The 20629-nt window shown below is 68.6% G+C and carries 15 protein-coding genes and 2 pseudogenes; 8 read left to right on the top strand and 9 right to left on the bottom strand.

Annotated features, from left to right (window positions below):
* Positions 1 to 28: 28 nt before the first annotated feature.
* Positions 29 to 3061: an SNF2-related protein gene (locus OHA19_RS10205; RefSeq protein ID WP_405717051.1), complete on the top strand. Its 3033-nt coding sequence runs from the start codon at positions 29 to 31 to the stop codon at positions 3059 to 3061.
* A 1-nt stretch (position 3062) separates the two neighbouring features.
* Positions 3063 to 8609, top strand: a complete 5547-nt coding sequence (locus OHA19_RS10200) for a DNA methyltransferase (protein WP_405717053.1) — start codon at positions 3063 to 3065, stop codon at positions 8607 to 8609.
* A gap of 45 nt (positions 8610 to 8654) precedes the next feature.
* Here the strand turns inward: OHA19_RS10200 and OHA19_RS10195 are convergent, their stop codons facing one another.
* Positions 8655 to 8840, bottom strand: coding sequence for a DUF397 domain-containing protein (locus OHA19_RS10195; RefSeq protein ID WP_405717055.1), 186 nt, complete (start codon positions 8838 to 8840; stop codon positions 8655 to 8657).
* Positions 8837 to 9724, bottom strand: coding sequence for a helix-turn-helix domain-containing protein (locus OHA19_RS10190; RefSeq protein ID WP_405753234.1), 888 nt, complete (start codon positions 9722 to 9724; stop codon positions 8837 to 8839). Before OHA19_RS10190 ends, OHA19_RS10195 begins: the two co-directional genes overlap by 4 nt.
* A gap of 637 nt (positions 9725 to 10361) precedes the next feature.
* Between OHA19_RS10190 and OHA19_RS10185 the strand changes: the two genes are divergently transcribed.
* A complete protein-coding gene (locus tag OHA19_RS10185) occupies positions 10362 to 11426 on the top strand; it encodes a MarR family transcriptional regulator (protein WP_405749962.1) in 1065 nt (354 codons plus the stop codon).
* 105 nt (positions 11427 to 11531) lie between these two features.
* Here the strand turns inward: OHA19_RS10185 and OHA19_RS10180 are convergent, their stop codons facing one another.
* The 3 genes from OHA19_RS10180 to OHA19_RS10170 form a co-directional block, all read right to left on the bottom strand.
* Positions 11532 to 12242: a class I SAM-dependent methyltransferase gene (locus tag OHA19_RS10180; protein ID WP_405717059.1), complete on the bottom strand. Its 711-nt coding sequence runs from the start codon at positions 12240 to 12242 to the stop codon at positions 11532 to 11534.
* 393 nt (positions 12243 to 12635) lie between these two features.
* Positions 12636 to 13382 carry a hypothetical protein gene (locus tag OHA19_RS10175; protein WP_405717061.1) on the bottom strand — a complete coding sequence of 249 codons (747 nt, stop codon included), beginning with the start codon at positions 13380 to 13382 and terminating at the stop codon, positions 12636 to 12638.
* Positions 13383 to 13609: 227 nt separating this feature from the next.
* Positions 13610 to 13867: a hypothetical protein gene (locus OHA19_RS10170; RefSeq protein ID WP_405717064.1), complete on the bottom strand. Its 258-nt coding sequence runs from the start codon at positions 13865 to 13867 to the stop codon at positions 13610 to 13612.
* Between the two features lie 9 nt (positions 13868 to 13876).
* On the opposite strand from OHA19_RS10170, the pseudogene OHA19_RS10165 reads away from it, so the two are divergent.
* Both OHA19_RS10165 and OHA19_RS10160 read left to right on the top strand, forming a co-directional pair.
* Positions 13877 to 14113: pseudogene (locus tag OHA19_RS10165) on the top strand (hypothetical protein); the annotation flags it as partial.
* Positions 14114 to 14137: 24 nt separating this feature from the next.
* Positions 14138 to 14677 (top strand): SMI1/KNR4 family protein, encoded by a 540-nt coding sequence (locus tag OHA19_RS10160; RefSeq protein ID WP_405749961.1) that lies wholly within the window; start codon positions 14138 to 14140, stop codon positions 14675 to 14677.
* A gap of 257 nt (positions 14678 to 14934) precedes the next feature.
* Here OHA19_RS10160 and OHA19_RS10155 read toward each other — a convergent pair whose 3' ends face one another.
* From OHA19_RS10155 to OHA19_RS10140, 4 genes and pseudogenes are all read right to left on the bottom strand, one after another.
* Positions 14935 to 15339: a hypothetical protein gene (locus OHA19_RS10155; RefSeq protein WP_405749959.1), complete on the bottom strand. Its 405-nt coding sequence runs from the start codon at positions 15337 to 15339 to the stop codon at positions 14935 to 14937.
* Positions 15340 to 15642: 303 nt separating this feature from the next.
* Complete coding sequence (locus OHA19_RS10150) at positions 15643 to 17883, bottom strand: hypothetical protein (RefSeq protein WP_405717071.1); 2241 nt, start codon at positions 17881 to 17883, stop codon at positions 15643 to 15645.
* Between the two features lie 67 nt (positions 17884 to 17950).
* The gene (locus tag OHA19_RS10145) at positions 17951 to 18403 is read right to left on the bottom strand and encodes a hypothetical protein (RefSeq protein ID WP_405749958.1); all 453 of its coding nucleotides are present in this window, start codon (positions 18401 to 18403) and stop codon (positions 17951 to 17953) included.
* 85 nt (positions 18404 to 18488) lie between these two features.
* Positions 18489 to 18636, bottom strand: a pseudogene (locus OHA19_RS10140) (SAM-dependent methyltransferase); the annotation flags it as partial.
* Between the two features lie 516 nt (positions 18637 to 19152).
* On the opposite strand from OHA19_RS10140, the gene OHA19_RS10135 reads away from it, so the two are divergent.
* From OHA19_RS10135 to OHA19_RS10125, 3 genes are all read left to right on the top strand, one after another.
* The gene (locus OHA19_RS10135) at positions 19153 to 19500 is read left to right on the top strand and encodes an IS3 family transposase (protein WP_405717076.1); all 348 of its coding nucleotides are present in this window, start codon (positions 19153 to 19155) and stop codon (positions 19498 to 19500) included.
* Positions 19497 to 19961 carry a histone-like nucleoid-structuring protein Lsr2 gene (locus OHA19_RS10130; RefSeq protein WP_405749956.1) on the top strand — a complete coding sequence of 155 codons (465 nt, stop codon included), beginning with the start codon at positions 19497 to 19499 and terminating at the stop codon, positions 19959 to 19961. The genes OHA19_RS10135 and OHA19_RS10130 overlap by 4 nt, the downstream gene beginning before the upstream one ends.
* Before the next feature lie 127 nt (positions 19962 to 20088).
* Positions 20089 to 20547 carry an ATP-binding protein gene (locus tag OHA19_RS10125; protein WP_405717082.1) on the top strand — a complete coding sequence of 153 codons (459 nt, stop codon included), beginning with the start codon at positions 20089 to 20091 and terminating at the stop codon, positions 20545 to 20547.
* The last annotated feature ends 82 nt before the right edge of the window (positions 20548 to 20629 follow it).

Here is a 20629-nt window from a genome sequence, read left to right as displayed (position 1 = left end):
GACGCGGGCGACGACGGAGGGACGACGGGTGACCGACCAGGGGGCGGAGCCGAGGGAGACCCGGTTCCCGCCGGGGGCGCAGATCCTCGTACGAGACGAGGAATGGCTGGTCCGCAACACCGCCCCGACCGATCACGACGGCGAGCGCATCGATGCGGTCGGCGTCTCGGAGTTCGTCCGCGACGAGGAGGCCGTCTTCTTCAGCGGGATCGACCGCGTGGATCTGCTCGACCCGGAGAAGACCCGTCTGGTCCCCGACACGTCCTCGTACTTCCGGCGCAGCCGCCTCTTCCTCGAAGCGATCTTGCGCAAGACGCCGCTGCCCCAGTCCGAGCGGGGCCTGGCCCTCGCCGACCGCTTCCTGCTCGACCCGCTCGTCTACCAGCAGCGCCCCGCCGAGCTCGCCCTGTCCATGCGCAACCTCCGGCCCCGGGTCCTGATCGCCGACGTCGTGGGGCTCGGCAAGACGCTCGAGATCGGTCTGACCCTCGCGGAACTCATCCGCCGCGGCCGGGGCGAGCGCCTCCTGATCGTGACCCCGCAGAGCATCCTGGAACAGTTCCAGCACGAGCTGTGGACCCGCTTCTCGATCCCGCTCGTGCGGCTCGACTCCCTCGGTATCCAGCGCATCCAGCGCGAGATCCCGGCCGGCCGGAACCCGTTCACGCACTACAAGCGCGTGATCATCTCCGTCGACACGCTCAAGAACATCGGCCAGTACCGGCACCACCTGGAGCGCATCCGCTGGGACGCCGTCGTCATCGACGAGTCGCACAACCTGATCAACCCCGGCAGTCAGCGGCGCGCCCTCGCCGAGATCCTCGCCCCGCGCACGGACGCCCTGCTGCTCGCCAGCGCCACCCCGCACAACGGGGACAAACGCTCCTTCGCCGACCTGATCTCGCTCCTCGACCCGGCCGCCATCGCCGACCCCGACCACTACGACCCGGCCGAGGACCTCGGCCACCTCTACATCCGGCGGACCAAGATCAGCCCCGAGGTCCGGGACGAGATGGGCACAGAGTGGCCCGACCGCGGCCCCACCGTCTCCCTCCACTGCGCCGCCGGTGAGGCGGAGGAGCGGATCTTCGCCGAGCTCGCCGAGCACTGGCTCCCTGCCCCACAGGTGAGTGCGGAGTTCGGCACGGCCGACCAGGACCGCACCTCGGTCGCCACCGAGCAGCTCTTCGCCTACAACCTGCTCAAGACGTTTCTGTCCTCCCATGTCGCACTTGGCGAGACGGTCGACAACCGTGTCGCCACGCTCGGCGAGCGGGTCCGCAAGGCCGGGGAGAAGGGGCTGCGGCCCGACCCGGCCATCGCCCCGGAGCAGGCTGCCCTGGCCCGGCTGCGGGAGATCGTCGCGGGCATGGGCGACGGCACCGCACCCGGTGACTCCGCCAAACTCGACGCACTCGTCGAGCAGTTGAAGGACATCGGTGTGGGCCCCCGGTCCGCGACCCGGGCCGTGGTCTTCTCCGAACGCGTCCGCACGCTCACCTGGCTGGCCGAGGTCGTCCCGGCCCGCCTCGGCTTCACGGTCGGGGCCGACGGCACGGCGAAGGCCGTCACGGTCATGCACGGCGGCCTCAGCGACGACGAGCAGGCCAAGGTCCTGGAGGCGTTCGGCCTGGCCGACAACCCGGTCCGGCTGCTGTTCACCGGCGACGTCGCCTCCGAGGGCGTCAACCTGCACCGCCAGTGCCACCACCTGATCCACTACGACATCCCGTGGTCGCTGATCCGCATCGAGCAGCGCAACGGCCGTATCGACCGGTACGGGCAGAAGCACGAGCCCCAGTTCCGTGCCCTGATCCTGACCTCGGCGATCCCCGGTGCCAAAGATGACCGCACGGTCGCCGAGAAGCTGCTCCTCCGGGAGGAGGAGGCGCACAAGCTGGACGGGACGGCCGAGGCCGTGTCCGGTCTCTACCGGGCCGAGGAGGAGGAGCGCCGGCTCATCAGGGAACTGGTTCGCGGCGGCACGGTCGAGGACTTCCTGGAGTCCGCCCCCGCCGAGGACACCGCCCTCGCCGACCTCTTCGGCCAGGTGGGCACGATCACCGAGCAGGAACTGCCCGCACGCGCCGAACTGATCTCCCTCTTCGAAGGGGATACGGCCGACTTCGTCGACACCGCTCTCGACGAGCTGTACGAGGACCGCGCCGAGGACCTGATCGGCCTGGCGTCCGGCACCGACGCCAAGGGCGGCGCGTACTTCTCGCTCTCCCCGGCTCTGGCCCCCGATCTGCTGCACCGCCTCAAGGCGCTGCCGCCCTCCTACCTGAAGGAGCAGCGTGTCGCCGAGCGGATGCTGGTCACCTTCGACCGCGCCCTCGCGCAGCGCAAGCTCACGGAGGCCAGGGAGAGCAGCGGCACCATGTGGCCGGAGGTGTCCTTCCTCACCGAGATCCACCCGGTGGTGGAGTGGCTGACGGACAAGGTCCTCGTCGAGTTCGGCAGGCAGGAGGCCCCGGTCATCACCACACCTCACGTCGAGGGGCCCGTGTTCCTCGTCCAGGGCATTCACTCCAACGCTCTCGGCCGCCCCACCGTGGTGCGGTGGATGGCCGTGACCGGGCTCGGCGCCGACGGCACCGGGACACCCGAGGTGCGTCCCATGGCGGACGCGCTGCGGGACGCGAAGGTCGGTCCGAGGCTCGCCCGCACCGGCGGACCGCGCGACCCGGACCGGCTCCAGGCCCTCGTGCCGGCCGCCGTCGCCGCCGCCCGCGCACACCTGGAGACGGGAAGGGCCGCCTGGGAGGAGCAGATCAGCGAGCCGCTCGCCACCTACCGCGCCCATGTCGCCCAGTGGCGTACGGAGTCCCTGCTGCCCGGCATCACCGGCCGCCGTGAACGCCTCGTTGAGGAGACCGCCGACGAACTGGCCCGGCTGCTCGACCAGTTGCACACCACCGGCCGTCCGCTGCTGCGCGTCCTGGCCGTCCTCGACCGGCCCGGCGACCCGGATGCCCCCGGCGCCGGGGACGGCGCGGACCCGACGGCCGAGCCGTTCACCTCCGATTCTCACCCGTCCGACGCCCAGGCGGAGAACTGACGTGACGTACGACTCGCTGGTCAACCACGGCGACTACCTCTCGGCCCACTATCTCGCCGAGGTCCTCCCCAAGGACCTGAAGGCCAAGGACGGCCTCCTCGCCCGCTGGGCCGCCTTCGAGGAGGAGGAACGCCGCCGCCACGCCGACGCCGTCGCGGACGCCAAGCGCCAGGGCTTCGACCCCGCCTCCGTACCCCCGCGCGCCCGCACCCCCCGCGAGGGACTGCGCGCCCTGCGCGGCCCCTACTTCGCGGGCCGCGCCGCCCTCGCCGAGGACGCGGAAACGTTCGCCGAACCCGATGCGCCCGAGCCCGAGGGCTGGCAGAAGCGGTGCACCGAAGTCCATCTGGACACCCTGCACGCCCTCGGCTACACCGCCGCCCACGAGCAGACCGTCACCGTCCACCGCGCCGACCACGAGTACACCGTCCAGGTCGCCCACGCCGAACCCGGCCTGTACGCCGTCTCCTGCGGCTGGACCACCGAGCCCGACGCCGCTCTCGACCCGGACGGCGCCGGCCGCCTGCTCCACCCCGTCGCCCTGGAGGCTTCGGCGACCCTCGACGACGCCAAGGCCCTCACCGACTTCCTCTTCGCCTGCGACACACCCCCGCGCTATGTCCTGCTGCTCGTCGGCGGCGTCATCGTCCTCGCCGACCGCCTCGCCTGGCACGAGGGCCGCTACCTCGCCGCCGACCTCGACGCGGCCCTCAACCGCCGCGACGACCGCCACGGCGGCGAACTCGACACGGTGGCCGCCCTGTTCGGCGCGGACTCGCTGCGCGTCCCCACCGAGGGCGGCACCGCGCCGCTCGCCGCATTCCTCGACAAGTCCGGCAAGCACGCCGTCGGAGTCTCCACCGAACTGCGCGAGGGCCTGCGCCTGAGCGTCGAGTGGATCGCGGGCGAGGTCCTGGACCGCCTGCGCGAACCGGAGAACGGCATCACCCCGGCCGAACTCGACGACCCGGCCCGCCTGGCCAAGGAGCTCAGCCGCGAGTCGCTGCGCTACCTGTACCGGATCCTGTTCCTGTTGTACGCGGAGGCCAGCCCCGCGCTCGGCATCCTGCCCTCCGACTACCCCGAGTACGAGCGGGGTTACGGCCTCCAGCGCCTCGGCGACCTCGTCCTGCGCGACCTCGTCGGCGAGCGCTCCCGGCGCGGCTTCCATCTGTACGAGTCGCTGGACCTGCTCTTCGACAAGGTCGAGAACGGCCACCGCCGCTACGGCACCGAGCCCGAGGACCTGGTGACCGAGGCCGCCGTCCGCGAGGCCGCCCGGGCCGAGCAGGAGGCGGCCGAACTCCTCGCCGCCGGCACGATCACCCGGGCCGAGCACACCGAACGCGTCCGCGAGGCCGACCGGGCCCGCCGCGCCGCAGCCCGCAGCACCAGCGCGGGACTGCGCTTCGAGGCCCTGCGCTCCGAACTGTTCACCAAGGAGGCCGTCCGCCTCATCTCGGACGACCAGATCGAGAACCCGGCGTACCGGGGCGGCGAGGGCGAGCGCCGCCGCCCGTTCCTGGACACCCGGCTGCGCAACGAGACACTCCACAAGGTGCTGCGCCGCCTGATGCTCACCCAGGGCAAGGGGAGGGAACGCGGCGGTTTCATCTCCTACGCCCAGCTCGGCATCAACCAGCTCGGCGCGGTGTACGAGGGTCTGATGTCGTACACCGGTTTCATCGCCGAGGAGGAGCTGTACGAGGTCGCCAAGGGCGGCGACCCCTCGGGCGGCAGCTGGATGATCCCCGCCTCCCGCGTCCAGGAGTACCGGGACGAGGTCTTCGTCCAGCGGACGAACGCCGAGACCGGCCGCCAGGAGCGGGTGGTCCACCCGAAGGACACGTTCGTCTACCGGCTGGCCGGCCGTGACCGCCAGACCTCCGCCTCGTACTACACGCCGAAGTCACTGACCGAGGTCACGGTCGAACTGGCCCTCAAGCACCGCCTGGACCAGCACGACACCACGACCCCGGCCAGGGAACTCCTGGAGTGGAAGATCTGCGAGCCGGCTCTCGGCTCGGGCGCGTTCCTCAACGAGGCGATCGACCAGGTGGCCGCCGAGTACCTGAGGCGGCGCGAACACGAGCTGGGCCGCCGCATCGACCCCGAACTGCGGCAGATCGAGCTCCAGAAGGCCAAGGCGTACATCGCCCTGCACAACGCCTACGGCGTCGACCTCAACGCCACGGCGGTGGAGCTGGCCGAGGTCTCGCTGTGGCTCAACTCCATGCACCCGGGCATGCGGGCCCCCTGGTTCGGCCTGCACCTGCGGCGCGGCAATTCACTCATCGGCGCGGGCCGCAAGGTCTACCAGGCAGACGTCCTGACGGACGGCCAGTGGCTCGCGAAGAAGAACACCCTGCCGCCGACCGACCTGCCGTTCCGGGACGGCCCGCTGCCCGAGGGCGCGGTGCACCAGTTCCTGCTGCCCGCGATCGGATGGGGCGCGGTCGCGGGCGAGGCTGAGGCGAAGAAGCTCGCAGAGGACGCGGCGAAGGCTCTCGGTAAGTGGCGCAAGGGCGTACAGAAGGCCCCGAAGGGGCCGAAGCCGTTCCAGGAGCGCGGCGACGAGACCGACGAGGCACGGCAGAAGCGCTACGACCGCTGGCGCAAGGCGGCGGAGAAGACCGAACTGGGCCGGCTGCAGGGCGTGGCCCGGCGCGCCGAGTTCCTGTGGTCCCTGGTCGCCACCCGGCTGGAACTCTCCGAGCGGACGATCGCCCGCCGCATCGACGTGTGGGGGGCGGACTGGCTGGAGCAGTCCTCGGAGTCAGCGGACAAACAGAAGGTCCTCGACGACCTGACGCGCCACGGCACGCCGTACTGGCGGCTGAAGACCGTGATGGACGCCTGGTGCGCGCTGTGGTTCTGGCCCCTGGACAAGACCGGCGAACTCGACGGCACGGCCCCGGTGTACGGGACGGGAGGCGCGTTCGTCGACGAGTCGTCGGTGGCGGGGCTGCTGAGCGGTGCGTGGGCGACGGTGGCCACCGAGGTGCCGGTGGAGTCGACCGAACCCGCCCCCGGCGACCAGCTGTGGCAGGCGACCGGGCTGTTCGACGACCCGGACGGCGAACAGGAGGAGCTGGGCGCGGGCGCCGGGCTGGCGACCGGGTCCAAGCGGGGCTCGTCGGGCCGCCGGGCCCAGGTCAAGGACCAGCGGCGCGCGTGCATCCCTCTGGTGACGTTCGCCGACTGGCTGGACTTCCTGGAGTCGGTCCTGGGCAAGGAGGACCTGCCCGAGGGCTCGTACCTCGCGGGGATCGACGACCTGGCCCCGGACGATGCGCTGGGGCTGCTGAGCGATGTGGAGGACCGCCTGGAGGGCCTCCTCGGCATGGACACCCCGGCGCGGCTGCCGTTCCGCTATCCGTGGCTGAACACGGTCGAGGACATCGCCGGCACGACGGAGAAGGACATAAAGGCGGAGGACGGCCACGGCTTCTTCCACTGGGAGCTGCACTTCGCGCACGTGTTCCGTGGGGCGGGGGGCGGGTTCGACCTTCAGGTGGGGAACCCGCCTTGGGTGCGGCCGAGGTGGGAGGAGAACCCGATTCTCGCCGAGTACGAACCGTGGTTCATGCTCACTGAGAAGCCGACCAAGGCGGAACGGACGCGGCGGCGCGACGAACTGCTGACGTCGGAGCGCGTACGCGCGTATCTGCTTGCCGAGCTCGCATCGACGAGCGGCATGGGCGAGATGCTGGGTTCCGGTCCGGTGTACCCCTTGCTCGTGGGCACGCAACCGGACCTGTACCGGGCGTTTATGTGCCAGACCTGGCAGCACACGGCGGACAACGGCTCCGTGGGCCTGGTCCACCCGGACTCGCACTTCAGCGGCGACAAGGAAGGGCGGCTGCGTGAGGCCGCCTACACCAGGCTGCGGGTACACGGCGACTTCGTGAACGCGGGCAACCGATTCTTCCCACCACCCGTCGGCCGATCCAGCCACTTCGGCGTACACATCTACGGACAGGTGGGCGAGATCGGCTTCGACCATCTTTCCTGGCTCTTCTCCGTGGACGCCCTGCGCCTGTCGGCGGACGACGACGGCACGGCTCCCGACCCCGGGGTCCGCTACGGCGACAGCTGGGACGAACGCCCGCACCGCAAGCGAATCGTCCGGGTGGACGAGGCGATGCTCGGCCGGTGGCAGAGGCTGACCGGCGACGAGGTACAGCCCGTCCGCAGGGCCCGGCTGCTGTCGCCGGTGAGTACGGCGGAGGCGCAGGCGATCGAGGCGCTGGCGGACTACTCGCTGCGGCTTGCGGAGTACGAGCCGCAGATCAGCAGCGGCTACCACGAGAGCGGGGCCAAGGCGGCCGACCTTATCGACTACAACGCGCCGGATGACACAGGTGTGGTCCGGCGACCGGCCGACTGGTCCGAGGTGATCCTCAGAGGACCGCAGATCGGCCTTGCCAACTCCATGTTCAAGCAGCCGAGCCAGGGCGGCGGCGAGGTCCTGGGGCTGAACCCCATGACTCTGGCGGATGACGCCGTGCCCGAGTCCGAGTACGTGTATGTGGCGAAGCCCGAGGTCTACCGGGCCGCCCAGGACGTGTGGAGCGATGGCAGGGCGCTGGAGCAGCTCAAGGCGTCCGCACGCGAGGTGGCCCGGGCGCGGAACGCCGCAGCCGGGCGCTTCGGGGTGTCATCGGCCGACGTCACGGACGAGCAGGTGGAGGCGGAGCTCCTGCGACGGCTGCGGCGGCCGTACACGGAGTTCTACCGAGTGGCGTGGCGGCGCCAGATCGCACCGGATACGGAGCGGGCACTGTATGCGGCGCTGGTGCCCCCAGGACCCGCTCACATCCATATGGTCCACAGCCTGACCGCCGGAAACGACAGAAGTACAGCGCTCATTGGTGCCTTCTGGGTTTCCCTCCCCGTCGACTACTTCCTGCGAACGACAGGTCGAGGAGACCTGCAAGTTCGGGGTGCGCGATCCCTGCCCGCGCCGAGAGCAGATCACCCACTCGCTTCCTCTTTGCTCCTCCGTACGCTCCGTCTCAACTGCCTTACCAGGGCCTATTCGGACCTCTGGGAGGAGCTGTACGACCCCACATGGCCTGCTTACGAACCGTGGGCGTGCAACTGGCCGGATCTCCAACCATTGCACGCTGTCGGCTCGGCGTGGACTCGGCATACCGCCCTCCGCTCAGAGCGTGCGCGGCGAGCGGCCCTCGTGGAGATTGACGCACTCGTCGCCGTCTGGCTCGGCGTCAGCGCTGACGCGCTCGTCGCCATGTACAAGTCCCGCTTCCCGATCATGCAGGACTTCGACGCCGTCACGTGGTTCGACTCCAACGAACGTAAGATCGCGGGCAATCGGTATACGTACGGCTTCGGCCAGACCAAGGAGCACTACGAGCACTTCCTTGCCTTCCGGAAGAAGGAGCGGCACGAGCCTCCCGAGGGCTACACCGCACCCTTCTACAAGGCCAACCGGGAGAAGGAGATGCGCGCAGCGCACGCGCACTTCTCCGCACGGCTGCAGGAAGCCATCGACAGGGGGAAGTGGACGCCGCCTGCCCAGTGAACGGCAGCGCCCCGCGCCGGACGGGTCCGGCGCGGGGCGTGAGGGTCAGCCCTGGGCGGCGTAGGTGACGAAGTCGTCCCACGCGGTGGGGGAGAGGGTGAGTTCGGGGCTCAGCTGGTCCTTGGAGTCGCGGACGTGGATCGCCTCCGTCCCCTTCGCCACCTCGATGCAATCGTCACCCTGCGAGCCGCTGTAACTGCTCTTGAACCAGGCCAGTTCGGACGTGCTCATAGCGCTCCTCGCAATCGCTTCAACAGGCCCAGAGAGTCCTCGGGGGGCAGGGCCTGTGAGCGCAGTTTCGCATATCGCTGCTGAAGCAGGCTGATCTCTTTCGCGTTGGCGATCAGCCGCCCGTTCTGCTGCCCTTCGGAGTAGGCGAACCACTGATTGTCCGGAGTCTCGGCCAGACGCATCGGTCCGTCCATCCCCGCGTGCGACGGCTGCCGCAGCGGCATCACCTGAAACTCCACGTTCCAGTTCCGCTCGATCAACTCCAGCAATCGGTCGAACTGTTCCCGTGTCACCGCCTCCCCGCCCGTCCACCGCTCCAGCACCGCCTGCTCCACGATGAAGCTGAACGCCGTCGGCGGCTTCCGAGCCACAGCCAGGAGTTCCTGCCGGGCGAGCCGCGCTGCGATCCGCTGCTCCAGCTCCTCCGGGTCGGGCAACGGCGGCACGTCCAGCGACACCGCTCGCGCGTACGCCTCCGTCTGCAACAGGCCCGGCACCACCCGGCATTCGTACGTGTACAGGCTGATCGCCGTCGTCTCCACTCGCGCCCACTGGCGGAACCAACTCGCCAGCCCCGCCTGCCGCGTCAAATGTGGCGCCGCCTTCCGCAGCGCGCCCGTGTTCCCGAGCGCCGCCTCCGCGCGTTCCACGAAGTCGCGGTCCGGCATCCGGCGGCCCTGCTCGATCGAGGCGACCGTGTGCTTGGAGAAGCGCACCAGGTCGCCGAACTCCTCGCGGCTGAAGCCCGCGTGCTCCCGTAAAGCCTGGACGAACGCGCCGAACGTACGCAGACTGTCCGACATCCCTGGTTCGGCGCCGGCTCCCGCGCCCGTTCCTCCCGTAGCCGCTCCAGCAATGCAGCCATCCGTGTTCTCGTAGGCCACCGTCGGCCACCTTTCGCGCGCACCCGCCCCGCCGTACCGTTTCTGACTCGGCTCCATCGTCACGCGGAGTGATGCGTACTGTCCACTCATTGTGCGCGTACGCTGACGCAGCGTACGTGCGGCGAGGGTGGTGCATCGCAGTGTTCGCCCCATGCGCGGGGCGCCCGACCGCTTGCCCCCTCCCCGCCCGTCGAAGAGGCGGCAGGTGTACTTCAGTTCAGGTGGAAGCGCGCGGTGGCTCACCTCGACGGTGATGCCGGGCTTGGCGGAGGCCCGGACGCCGGCCCCGGAACTCGGGTCCCGAGTCTTGAGGTTCGAGCACCGTGCGCCGTCCTGTCACTCGTTCGGGGGTCCGGGAGAGGTGCGCTGCCCGACGCTTGAGCTCCGGGGGCCGAGGGTCGGGATCCGGGGTCCGGGGTCCGAGCGGTGTTGTTCATCCGGGAGGTAGGTAGGGGGTTTTGGGGAAACCTCCTCTGCCTCCCCACCCGTCGCGGCCAGCAAGTATGACTAAATGTGAGTGAGTTGCAGCGGAGGGTTGCAGCTGCTTACGGTGCGCCCAACGAAACGACCCCGACGCGGTGTTAGCAGCACCGGCCGGGGTCTCACCTCAAGATCGCACCCATAGAAAGACGATCTCGTGGCTATCCAGCACCCTAACTCCGCGTTGCCCACCCCCGCAGCCTCACGCCCGTACCACAAGGCCCACACCGGCTACGGCAAGCAGTCCGTCCCCGGCCAAGGCCGGCCCGGCGGCGACGACTTCGCCTTCCTGCCGGAGCGTGAGCGGTATGTCGCCGGATATGTCGACCACCTGCCCGACGGCGCCGCCATGGATATCAAGTCGCTGGCCAAAGACCTGCCCCTGTACGGCCAGATGGCCATCGGTACCGCCCTGCGCGCCCTCGCCGTGGCCGGGCACCTGCGCCGTGTACGCTGCCGCGTCGAGAGCGGCGGTCAGCACCGGTGGGTGACGCTCACCTACTGGTCACGCGCTGCCCACGACAACGAGTGGTGGGCAGCCAGGCTCGCAGATGGAGCTGCCGCGCCGGAGCAGGCATCCGCACCCTCCGCCGAGCCGGGGCCCGAACCGGTCGTACCCCGGCAGCGCACCGCGGAGTCGCCCCCGGACCGGCCGCTGGAAGCAGGCACCACGACGCCCCCTGGCCCGAACCCGCCGCTACCCCCGGCGCCGGAATGCGAGCCGGTCGCAGCCGCCCCTTCGGCTGCCGCGGCTCCTTCCCCCGCGTACCTCGCCCTGGCCGAACTCGGGCGCCGCGAAACCCGCTTGGCGCTCTCCGCCGCCGACTGCGCCGCCCTGGAGCCACTTGCCGCCGCCTGGTTCGCACGAGGTGTCAGCGCCGACTACCTGACGTCGGCGCTCACCGCCGGGCTTCCCGAGCGGATCGGATCACCCATCGGCCTGGTGCGCCGTCGCCTCACCGACAAGATGCCGCCCCAACTGCCCGTGGCACCGGCACCGGCACGGGCATCGGGCCTGCCCGGCACTCCCGTGCGCAGTCTCCTGGTCGAGTGCACTGAATGCGGCCGTCCCGGCCCGGCCGAGGCACTCCCGGACGGCCTCTGCCGCCCTTGCCGTACCCGGGCAGCGGGCGCGACACCGGCCGCCCCGGTCGAGCCGCCCGTCGAAAGCGACGTCCAAGCGCTGGTCGGCGGCCTCCGGGACCTGCTGCGAACCTCCTGAGCGCGGAGGCCGAAGGGGAGTCGGGTTACGACGTTCCGCTGTTTGTACGCATGGGGGTCGCCCAATTATTGAGGGGGACCAGTTCTGCGCTTGGACCTGACCGTCCTATGGCCGACGGTTCCTTGCCCGGAAGACAGCAGTCGTCATCGATGCGGCCCCCTCGGGACCCGGGTCGCGAATCACGTCGCAGCCCAGCAATTCGAAGCCATGCCCGTCCAGCAGCTTCTCCCAGACGGGCGTATCCAGGACCCACCGTTGCAGAGTCCCCGAACTGCCGTCCGGCAGGCGCATCGGGATGTTGGCCGGCCGGCACTCCGTCGCGGGCGGTTCACCGTTGTTGTAGTGGCCGAGGGTGGAGAAGATCAGGCGCCCGCCCGGCCGAAGCGCCACGACGACCGCGGGGAGCAGCGTCTCCGGGTCACAGAAGTCCACCGCGCCGAACAGGGAGTAGGCCACATCGAGCGTGTCCGGGTGTTCGGTCAGGTACGTGGACGCGTCCGCTTGGACCAGGTCCAAGCGGGGGACGTCGCCGTACAGGGCCACGCTGCGGGCGTGCTGCGTCGCGGAGCTGTCCAGCGCGATGACTCGGGCCGGTTCCATGACCTGGGCCACGTACGCGGCCTGTCGGGAGGATCCTGCGCCGAGCTCGGCGACGTCGCGGCCGAAGATGTCGCCGAGCAGCTCTTCGCCGGGGCCTGTGCTCTGGTACCAGTCCCAGTGCAGGCGGGGGAGCGCGGGGCGGGCCTGGGAGGCGGGTGCCCCGTAGTCGTGCCAGAGGTCAGGCGCGGCCGTTGAGGTCGGTGAGGTTGGATTCACGGGCACATACTGTCCCGCGCCTCATGATCGGTGTGGTGGCCTCGCAGGATTGCACCTTTCCGCGTGGGCTCAAGTCGAAGGCGGGCGGGCAGAGGATCGCGATCGCTCGTCCAGCACGGGCAGTTGGGTGACTGTACGGCCCTGGCCGGTCAGGACCTCCGACCCGCTCACGCACACCGCGATCACGTCCTGGAGAGCCGTGCACAGCGAGGACGCCACACGCAGCCGCAGCGCCCCGACGGGGCGGGTGCCGAGCCAGGTCCGGGCAACCGGCGGCGTTGCTCTCCGCCACCGGCCGATCCCCGCTTGCGAGTCGGCATCGGTCGTCACCGCGCACGCGGAAACCAGCAGGTCCGCCACGAGACACCCGCAGCCGACCGGGCTGTCCGCCCTTCAGCGCACCAAAGGTCGGTCAGGCGATTTCTCGGACGTTTTCGGTGTGCTGTGCGTCAGCGATGTCCACGACGTCGGGGGTGGGCCGAATGCACGACGGGCGGCTCTCACAGCAAGCGTGGAGACGGCAGCGTTGGCGCCACCACCGATCACAGCGCCGATACCGAACGGTGCCACTCGACCGAGAACGATGATTCCTTGCTTGGTCCCGTACTTCGTGACGAAGTTCCTCCCCAAGATTCTGTTGATCTGACGCAACGTCTCGACCGGCACCTTGGCGACAACCTGACGTCCCCAGTGCTGCCCCGTGCGCTCGGCGACCTTGCCGATGGTGGTGGAGCCGGAACCACCGAGCAGGATTCCCATGGCGATCGTTCGGCGGCGCTCGATCTCGTCGATAGGTACTTCGTGTATTTCGGCGATCGAGAGCGCGAAGAGGGCGCTCAGCTCAAGAGATGAGAGAGCCTCGCCTGCCGACAGCGCCAGGGCGACTCCCGTGCCGACGCCGGGAGCGGCCGCAGCACTGCCAACTGCGGCACCCGTTCCGGTCACGGCACTGACGTACATCCGCTCCAGATTGCGGATCACCTGGGCCGGCGTTGCCTCCGGGTTCCGCTGGCGGGCCCGGGCGATGTTCTTGCGCACCAGTGGGCTCTGGATGTTGATCGCCTTGTCCAGGAGATCGAGGACTTGCTGTCCGCGACCGGACCCCGATGGAGCGGTTTCGTCGAAGAAATCTGTTGCCACGCCTTGATCTCCTCAGGTCGTTACGTCCCGACCGAGTCTCCCAGCCGACCAGCAGGTCGGTCCTTGGTTCGGATGAACTCGCCCGGCCCAACGCCGGATTGCGACCCGATGCGCTCCCCCAGGAGGGCTTTCCCGCCGCCGTGAACGTAATGACCGCCGCCCGCGAGGGTGTTCGTGCAGCGAGCCGCCGAAGCCCGCGAAGTGAGGGCGAGTGGCTGCGACCGAGGTCAGTTCGCGCCCGTCGCGCGACGGGACCGCGCGGCCTTCTCGTGAGCGTCCAGCAAGGCGTTGAACGCCTGCGGTTCCTCACCGGGCTCCGCGTCGCCCGACGAGCGCAGCAGGGCGAGGTAGGCGCGTATGGCTTCGGTGACGGAGTCGTCGGGGGCGAGTACCAGGACGCAGTCGGCGAGCAGCTGCTCGAGGGCCGGGATGCCCGATGGCCGGATCACCGTCGAGATGGCCCCGCGCTTCGGCCAGACAGCCACGGAGCATGAGCCAACTCTCCGGTCCTGCGGAGAATCGAAGAACAGGTCAGGGAAGCCGTCGACAAGAGAGGGGAAACCATCGAGTACACCGTCACGCCCGTCTACCGGACCAACGACCCTACCGACGTCGTGCCGATCGGCCTGACGATAGAAGCCCAGGGCGACAAGGGTTTCAGCTTCACGCCCTACGAAGGCGGCAGCAACAGCAACATCGTCACTAACCTGAACGTCCCCAAACGCATCTGACCCGGCGCAGGAAGAGATCACACCATGCACCCCGCCGTGGAAAGCCTCACTGAAATCGTCGCGCCCTCCGGTCCGCGCCGCTCCCGGGACTGGCCGGCTGCCGAACGGGAACTCGGCACCACGCTGCCAACCGACTACCGGCAGCTCGTCGAGACGTATGGAGGAGGCGTCTTCGACGAGACGATCTGGCTCCTGGACCCTGCCTGTCCAGACGACAATTACGACCTCCTAGCCCAAGCCGCCGAAAGGGCCGAGATCCTCGAGAAGCTGTGGGAGGTCGAGCCCAGGCCGGCCCAGCTCGAAGAGTCCGGCACCAAGGTCCTGCCTTGGGCTTACATCGAGGGCACCGGAGCGATGCTGTACTGGCTGGTGAAGCCGGGGCAGGAGCCCGATGAATGGACAGTCATGTTCAATGAGGGCCGTGGTCCCTTGTGGGAACATCACGACGCTCAGTGCGCATCCTTCCTCCTGGCTGTCCTCACCGGGCAGGCGGAGACCGAGTACTTTCCAGAACTCCCCGCTGACCAGCACCAGTTCGATTCCAACGACGAGATCCTGGGTTAGCTGCGCAGGTGGGCCTGTTGAACAAACGACCCTGACTCGCTCTGGCGGAAGCGTCGCACGCACACGGCGAGCACGGCTCGGCTGGGCAGTCCGTGGGGACTGAATAGCCCTGTCTGGACGGCTTCCCTGGCCCGCGGGTGTGGACGACCAGTCGCTGTGCCAACCGGCGGGCGAATTCGCCGGACCTGGCTGCCGTGGAGGATCGTGATTCGGGGGGGGGGGGGGGGGGGGTCCTCCCAGGTCGTAACTGGTCCCGCTCAGGAGACCTTTACTGAGGCGGGCAGCGTGCTGGGCACGACGGGCTCGTTCTGGCAATCGAGTGTGTTGGCCATGACGCGGGCCGAATGGAGGAGGAGCGTGAGGTGGTCTCGAACGGTCACACCGTCGGTGAGCGTGTCGGTCAGCTCGCCCGTCAGAGGGACTTCGCGCTCCTGTCCTGCCGGGGTATCCGGTACCTTGCACTGCACGTAGACCTGGTATCTGGCTTCCCTGTATTCATCGGCCCCGTAAACGAGCTTCACGTCCGAATTGACCTGCGTCAGACGAGGCTCCGAAAGGATTCCGTTCTTGGTCCCTTTGTCGAACGCAGTATCGAAAGGGAAGGGGGAAGGTTTGTACGTGAGGCCGATTTGCATCCCCGTGGAAATGTCGGTCCGGATCATGCACATGTTCGACTCGACGTACCGGGTTGGCTTACTCGCGGGAGTCCACTTCCGGACTTGATCATGGTGGCGAGATCGGGCATCAGCCAGAGAGGCCGGGCTCCTGAAACGCAACTCTTCGGATCCTTCGACCCCACGGTCTATCTGTTTCAGCCCGGACGTGCCGAACAGTTCCTGGCATGCCTTGCGCTGTGCGGCTGCCACATCCGCGTCTGTTTCATTCGTCGTTTCCGAGCAGGCGCTCACTCCGAGAGCCAAGGAACACATCAGGAGGATGTGGACAGGTGTAAGTGTGCGCATACGTCACCACCCCCGGGCGTCGTCGGTGTCGCTGAGTCGTCCGCCCCTGTTGTACGAGTCCTCGGCCGTCCCCATCAGTTTGCGGACCTCGCCGCTCTCCATGTTGTGTGCCTCCACGTAGTTGAGGAGGGGCCCCATCGCGTTCTGCCGCCCTTCAGCCTTGGCCTTGTCGATTCCCTGGGCTGCATCGTCGTGGTTCTCGAACTCATGGTCCTTGAGCCACTGCATGGTTTCGTTGCCGAACTGTGTGTTGGCAGCGCCGCCAATGGTCTCGATGGCCAGAGGAACAGCAACCACGGCTACTGGTCCAGCGGGAACTATCGCCGCCGTCGTGACACCCACCGCAACGCCGATCGTGGCCTCGGCAGCGAAGTCGCGCCATGCGCCCTGTTGTTCCAGCTTCAGGTTACGTTCGGTCTTGTCGTCCGCGAATTCTTTGCCTATGGCCTCGATACGGGATTCGTCCAGCATGCCGTGCATCTTGACGCTGTGCAGGCCGGCTGCGACGGCGGAGTCACTGTTGTCGCCTTGAGCCGTCATGAGGCTCGACCCATAGACCTGTTGGGCCACGGAGAGGGTCGCGTGCGAATCCTCGTCGGCTCCCAGGGCCCGCATGAACTGCATGCTGCCCGTCTCGCCGAAATCACGGAGACGATGGGTGTCCTTCCCGAACAAGCCGTCTCGATCCACGAGATCGCCACTACCGCCCATGTTGTCCATGGAGTAGTTCAGGCTGTCGATATGGCCTGCCGCCATGTTGGTCAGGCTGTCGCGGATTCCGTCCTGCTTCTCGATCGCGTCGGCGGTCTTGTAATGGTCGACGACCTTCTCCATGAGCTCGGTTCGCTCGTCGCGCGCCGCGTTCTGCGCCTCGGAGCCCAGCTCTGGAATCGAGGGCGGCGAGGCATCGTACGCGTACCCGAGTGTTGCCGACTCCAGGGCGTGCCCAAGGTTCGTGTAGCCGGTCGTCTTGCCGTCGTCGTCGAGCGGCCAGGTGCGGGCGTCCTTGCTGTCCTTGTCGACCAGATAGTCCCAGTTGCTGACGGTGTCCAGGTCGTCCTTCTCGCCCTCGCCGGACGAGCCGTTGAAGAAGTCCAGGGAAGCCTCGGGGTTGTGCCCAAGCGCCTCCATGAACCCGGCGACCGGGTCGTTGTCCGGCTTGTTGGTGTTCGGGGGGTAGTCGAGCTGAGCCGTGTGGCCCGGGTTGCCCCAGAGCCAGTCCGGGCCGGCCTGCTTGTTGCTGCGTTCGAACGCGATCAGACTGTCGCCGTAGTCGTTGAGGAAGGCCCCGTCCCACTTCCCCTTGGTCATCAGACTGCTCATGACCTGGTATCCGTACGGGGCACTCATGATCCCCGGATGCTTGATCCGGTCATCGCCCGCGGCGATGATCCCGTCCTTCCACTCCTGCATGGCAGGCGAGTCGACACGTGAAGCGGTGGCCAGCGTCAGGCCGAGATTGTCCTGCACCGTGGACAGGATCTTCGCGCGGTCGCCGGTCGGGGCGTCACCGTGGCCGGGATCGGCAAGGCTGCGCCAGAACTGGAGCGTGCCCTCCGGCCCCAACTTCGTCGCGAAGCGTTCGGCGAAAGCCGGATTGTCCCGTTGGTACTTGGCGACCTCGTTGAAGTGTTTCAGCTGCGCGTCGGTCATCCCGTCGGCCTTGGCCGCGAGCTTCAGCATCGCATCCGCGTCCTCGATGCCCTGCTTACGGTCCGCGTCCTCCAGGCCCTTGTAGCCTGCCTCGCTGAAGTTGTACTTCCCCGCCGCGTGCTTACGCAGGGCACGTGCGGCGATCCTGTCGATCTCGTCCGCCGCCGAGAGGATCCGGCCCACCTCGGCGGCAGCCGTGTCGACCTCGTCCTGGGTCGCCGGCTGGATCTTTGCCGTGCCGGCCGCCGCTCCGGATGGCACGGAGCTGACCGCCCCCCCGTCCTCGTTGATGTGCACATTGCGCCTTGCCCACCGATCGATGGTGGTCTGAAGGTCTTCCTTGTGCTTCTTGAGATCGTCATGGGAGTCCTGCAGAATCTTGTGTACGCTGCGCGCCTCGGTCACCACATCGGTGAACTCCGCCGCGGTCTTGGTGACGAACTGCCGTGTGACACTGGCGTTCTGCCCTTCCCATTCGGCGGTCTCCGCCTGCATCCTGAGCTCCGAGGCGTTCACGCCACCGGTGCCCGCGGAGCCTTCGCCGGTGGCCAGGGACTGGAGCTTGGAGACCATCTGCCCCCAGTCGGCCACCGCCGAATGCAGCTTCCCCAGGCGCAGGTTGAGCAGTTCTGAGACCTTCAGCATGCTGCTTCCCCGTCTACTTCCAGTAATCCTGTATGCGCGACTCAGTCATGGGCGTTCCCTCTGCATCCCGCATCGTGGTCGCGATCTGCACTTCGTCCTCGGCGTGCTGTGCTCGCGAGTAGTCGAGATGGTTGGAGATGTGGGCGCAGGCTTCCTTGAGCGTCCCGACCTTGGTGCTCCACGCGTCGTGGAGCTCGGTGAGGGCGGAGCCCATGTCCAGACCGTCGTTGAAGAGCTCGATGGAGGCGTCGAAGGTGTTCTGACGCGCATGATCCGCGTCAACGCGCAGACCCTCCCGCAGCGCGTAGGCCAGGTTGCCGAGCTTTCCCAGCTGGTCGTTGTGGACAACCAGATCCTTCTGGCTGCCCCCGCCGCCTGAGGCAGCCGCCTGGTTCAGTTGCATTTGCGCCGCGCTACGTTCCGCCGCAACCTCGGCCTTTAACTGGTCCCACTCGTCCCATGCCATGCGACAGCCAGCTCCCCCGTGCGATCAGAAAGTCCGTGCGCACGCCAACGTATCAAGGAGCCCCTTCCGGCCTGACGGTATGGACCGGGCGGCCGGCGGCCCAGTGGGCGGGGTTGCCGAAGACGGCTGCGGTGGTTCTGCGCGGACATGAAGGAGACCGTGCCGCCCAGCAGTTGGCCCTCGGTGGTGCCGTCGCCCGTGACGGTCAGCAGCACACGGGCGTATCCGTAGAGTCAGCCAGCCGTCGGCTGGCTTGGGCCGGTTCCAGAGGCTGGTGCTGGCGGGGCCCGGCGACCGGGTCACGCCGCGGCGGCTGGTGGGGGTGCATTTGTCCAGGCTCGCCAGCATCGTTGGAGGCTGGTCCAGGGGTCGAGCCAGGCCCGGACGGCGCGTATTGCTTTGGGCCAGCTGGCCGTGTGGGGCTGGTGGGGTCTGGTTGGGCCCCCTCTCGGGCCGGCCCGGTTCTTCGGGCGGCTCCGGTGGTGCAGTGCCGGGCGAAACCTCGGGTGGCGGACTGAACCAGGCGACGACATCCTGAAGGCGGCGGCGTCTTTCTTCGCGGCCGAGCTCGACCGGCCACACACGCACTCGTAACGTTCGTCGACGAGTTCAAGGGCCGCTTCGGCGGCGTTGAGCCGATCTGCAGGACGCTCACCGAGTACGACTGCAAGATCGCCCCCTCCACGTATTACGCGGCGAAGAAGCGCCAGGCCACACCCTCGGCCCGGCGCGTGCGGGACGCCGCCCTCATGGAGCTGATCACCGAGGTCCACGAGACCAACGTCCATGTCTGCGGGGCCAGGAAAGCCTGGCGCGAACTGCACCGCCAGGGCCACGGGGTGGCCCGGTGCACCGTCGAGCGCCTGATGCGCGATCTCGGCATCACCGGCGCCGTCCGGGGCAAGAAGGTGATCAGCACGATCCCGGACGGCTCCGTCGAGCGGGCACCGGAACCCGGGGCGGTTCACAGGAAGGATTCCGTGCCGAAGTGGATACAGATGGAGGGTAATGGATCAAGTGGCTTCCACCTTGACAAGCAGTTCGAAAATCCTGACCACGCAGACCAGCAAGTACGACGCGCCAGAGGAATCCAATGACCGCCTTCGCCGCCCTGACCCGGCTTTGCCCGCCACCACAAGAGCCGCGTCGCCGCCCCATCGACTGGCGCCAGGTCGAGGACGTTCTCGGCGTGCGACTGCCCGAGGACTACAAGCAGCTCGCATCCGCCTACGGCCCCGGGGCCTTCGCCGACTACGTGTGCATCTATCAACCCGACGGGGTCACCGAATGGGTCGACCTCACCGGCCCGATGAGAGTTCCTCGTCTCCGTTCTGAGCGGGGAGACGACCGTGCCCCAGTTCCCCAAGGACATCCTCGAGCCGACGACGGACTTCTTCCCCTCGGCCCCACGCTCTGGGCCGCACCTCAGGCCCCGACCCGGCCACCCGTCGACAGCGAAACCATCCGGGAATGGGCTCGTGCCAACGGTCACCAGGTATCCAGCAGCGGACGCATTCCAGCCGCGATCCGCGAGGCATGGGAGAGCGCCCGCAGCTAGTGGGCGAACTCCCCGGGTTTCTGCCGGCGGCGCCTTTCCTTCGGTCCATAGTGGGTGTGCGTACGCTGACAGGGCGTACGCGGGTTCCTGCTGGTGAACGGTCCGGATATACCGCCAGATTGGGCACATGACACCATCGCCCACCCCCGCGACCGGTCAAGCGCTGCCCACCGTAGGCGCGTTCGTCCAGCGCTTCAGCTCCACCCCGCGCGGCGCACGCCTCGCCCGCCGGCTCGTACTGCACCAGCTCGATACCTGGGGCGTGCCGCACGGCAGCGAGGCGTCCGACACCGCCGCCGTGCTGGTCGCAGAGCTCGCCGCCAACGCCGTCACGCACGGCCGCGTCCCCGGACGGGACTTCGAGGTCACCGCCGAGATGCTCGGCCGGACCCTGCGTATCGCGGTCTGCGACACCCGGGGCGAACTTTGGCCCCCCGCCCCGGGCGAGCCACGCCCCCCGACGCCGCCGCTCGCGGAGGCCGGCCGGGGCATGCTCCTGGTGGAGGCGCTCGCCGACCGGTGGGACGTCCTCGACCGCGTGCCCGTCGGCAAGACGGTCGTGGCCGAGCTGGACCTGCCGCGCTGACGGTGCCGGACGTTGCCCGGTGGCCCCGGACGGTCGCGCTGACAGGCCGTAAGGCCCGTCTATAGGCTGGGCCGGGAACGGT

The sequence above is a fragment of the Streptomyces sp. NBC_00012 genome (genome assembly GCF_045040875.1).
Lineage (GTDB): Bacteria > Actinomycetota > Actinomycetes > Streptomycetales > Streptomycetaceae > Streptomyces.
The sequence above is the reverse complement of the archived record's forward strand: the minus strand, read 5'-3'. Positions and strand labels throughout refer to the sequence as shown.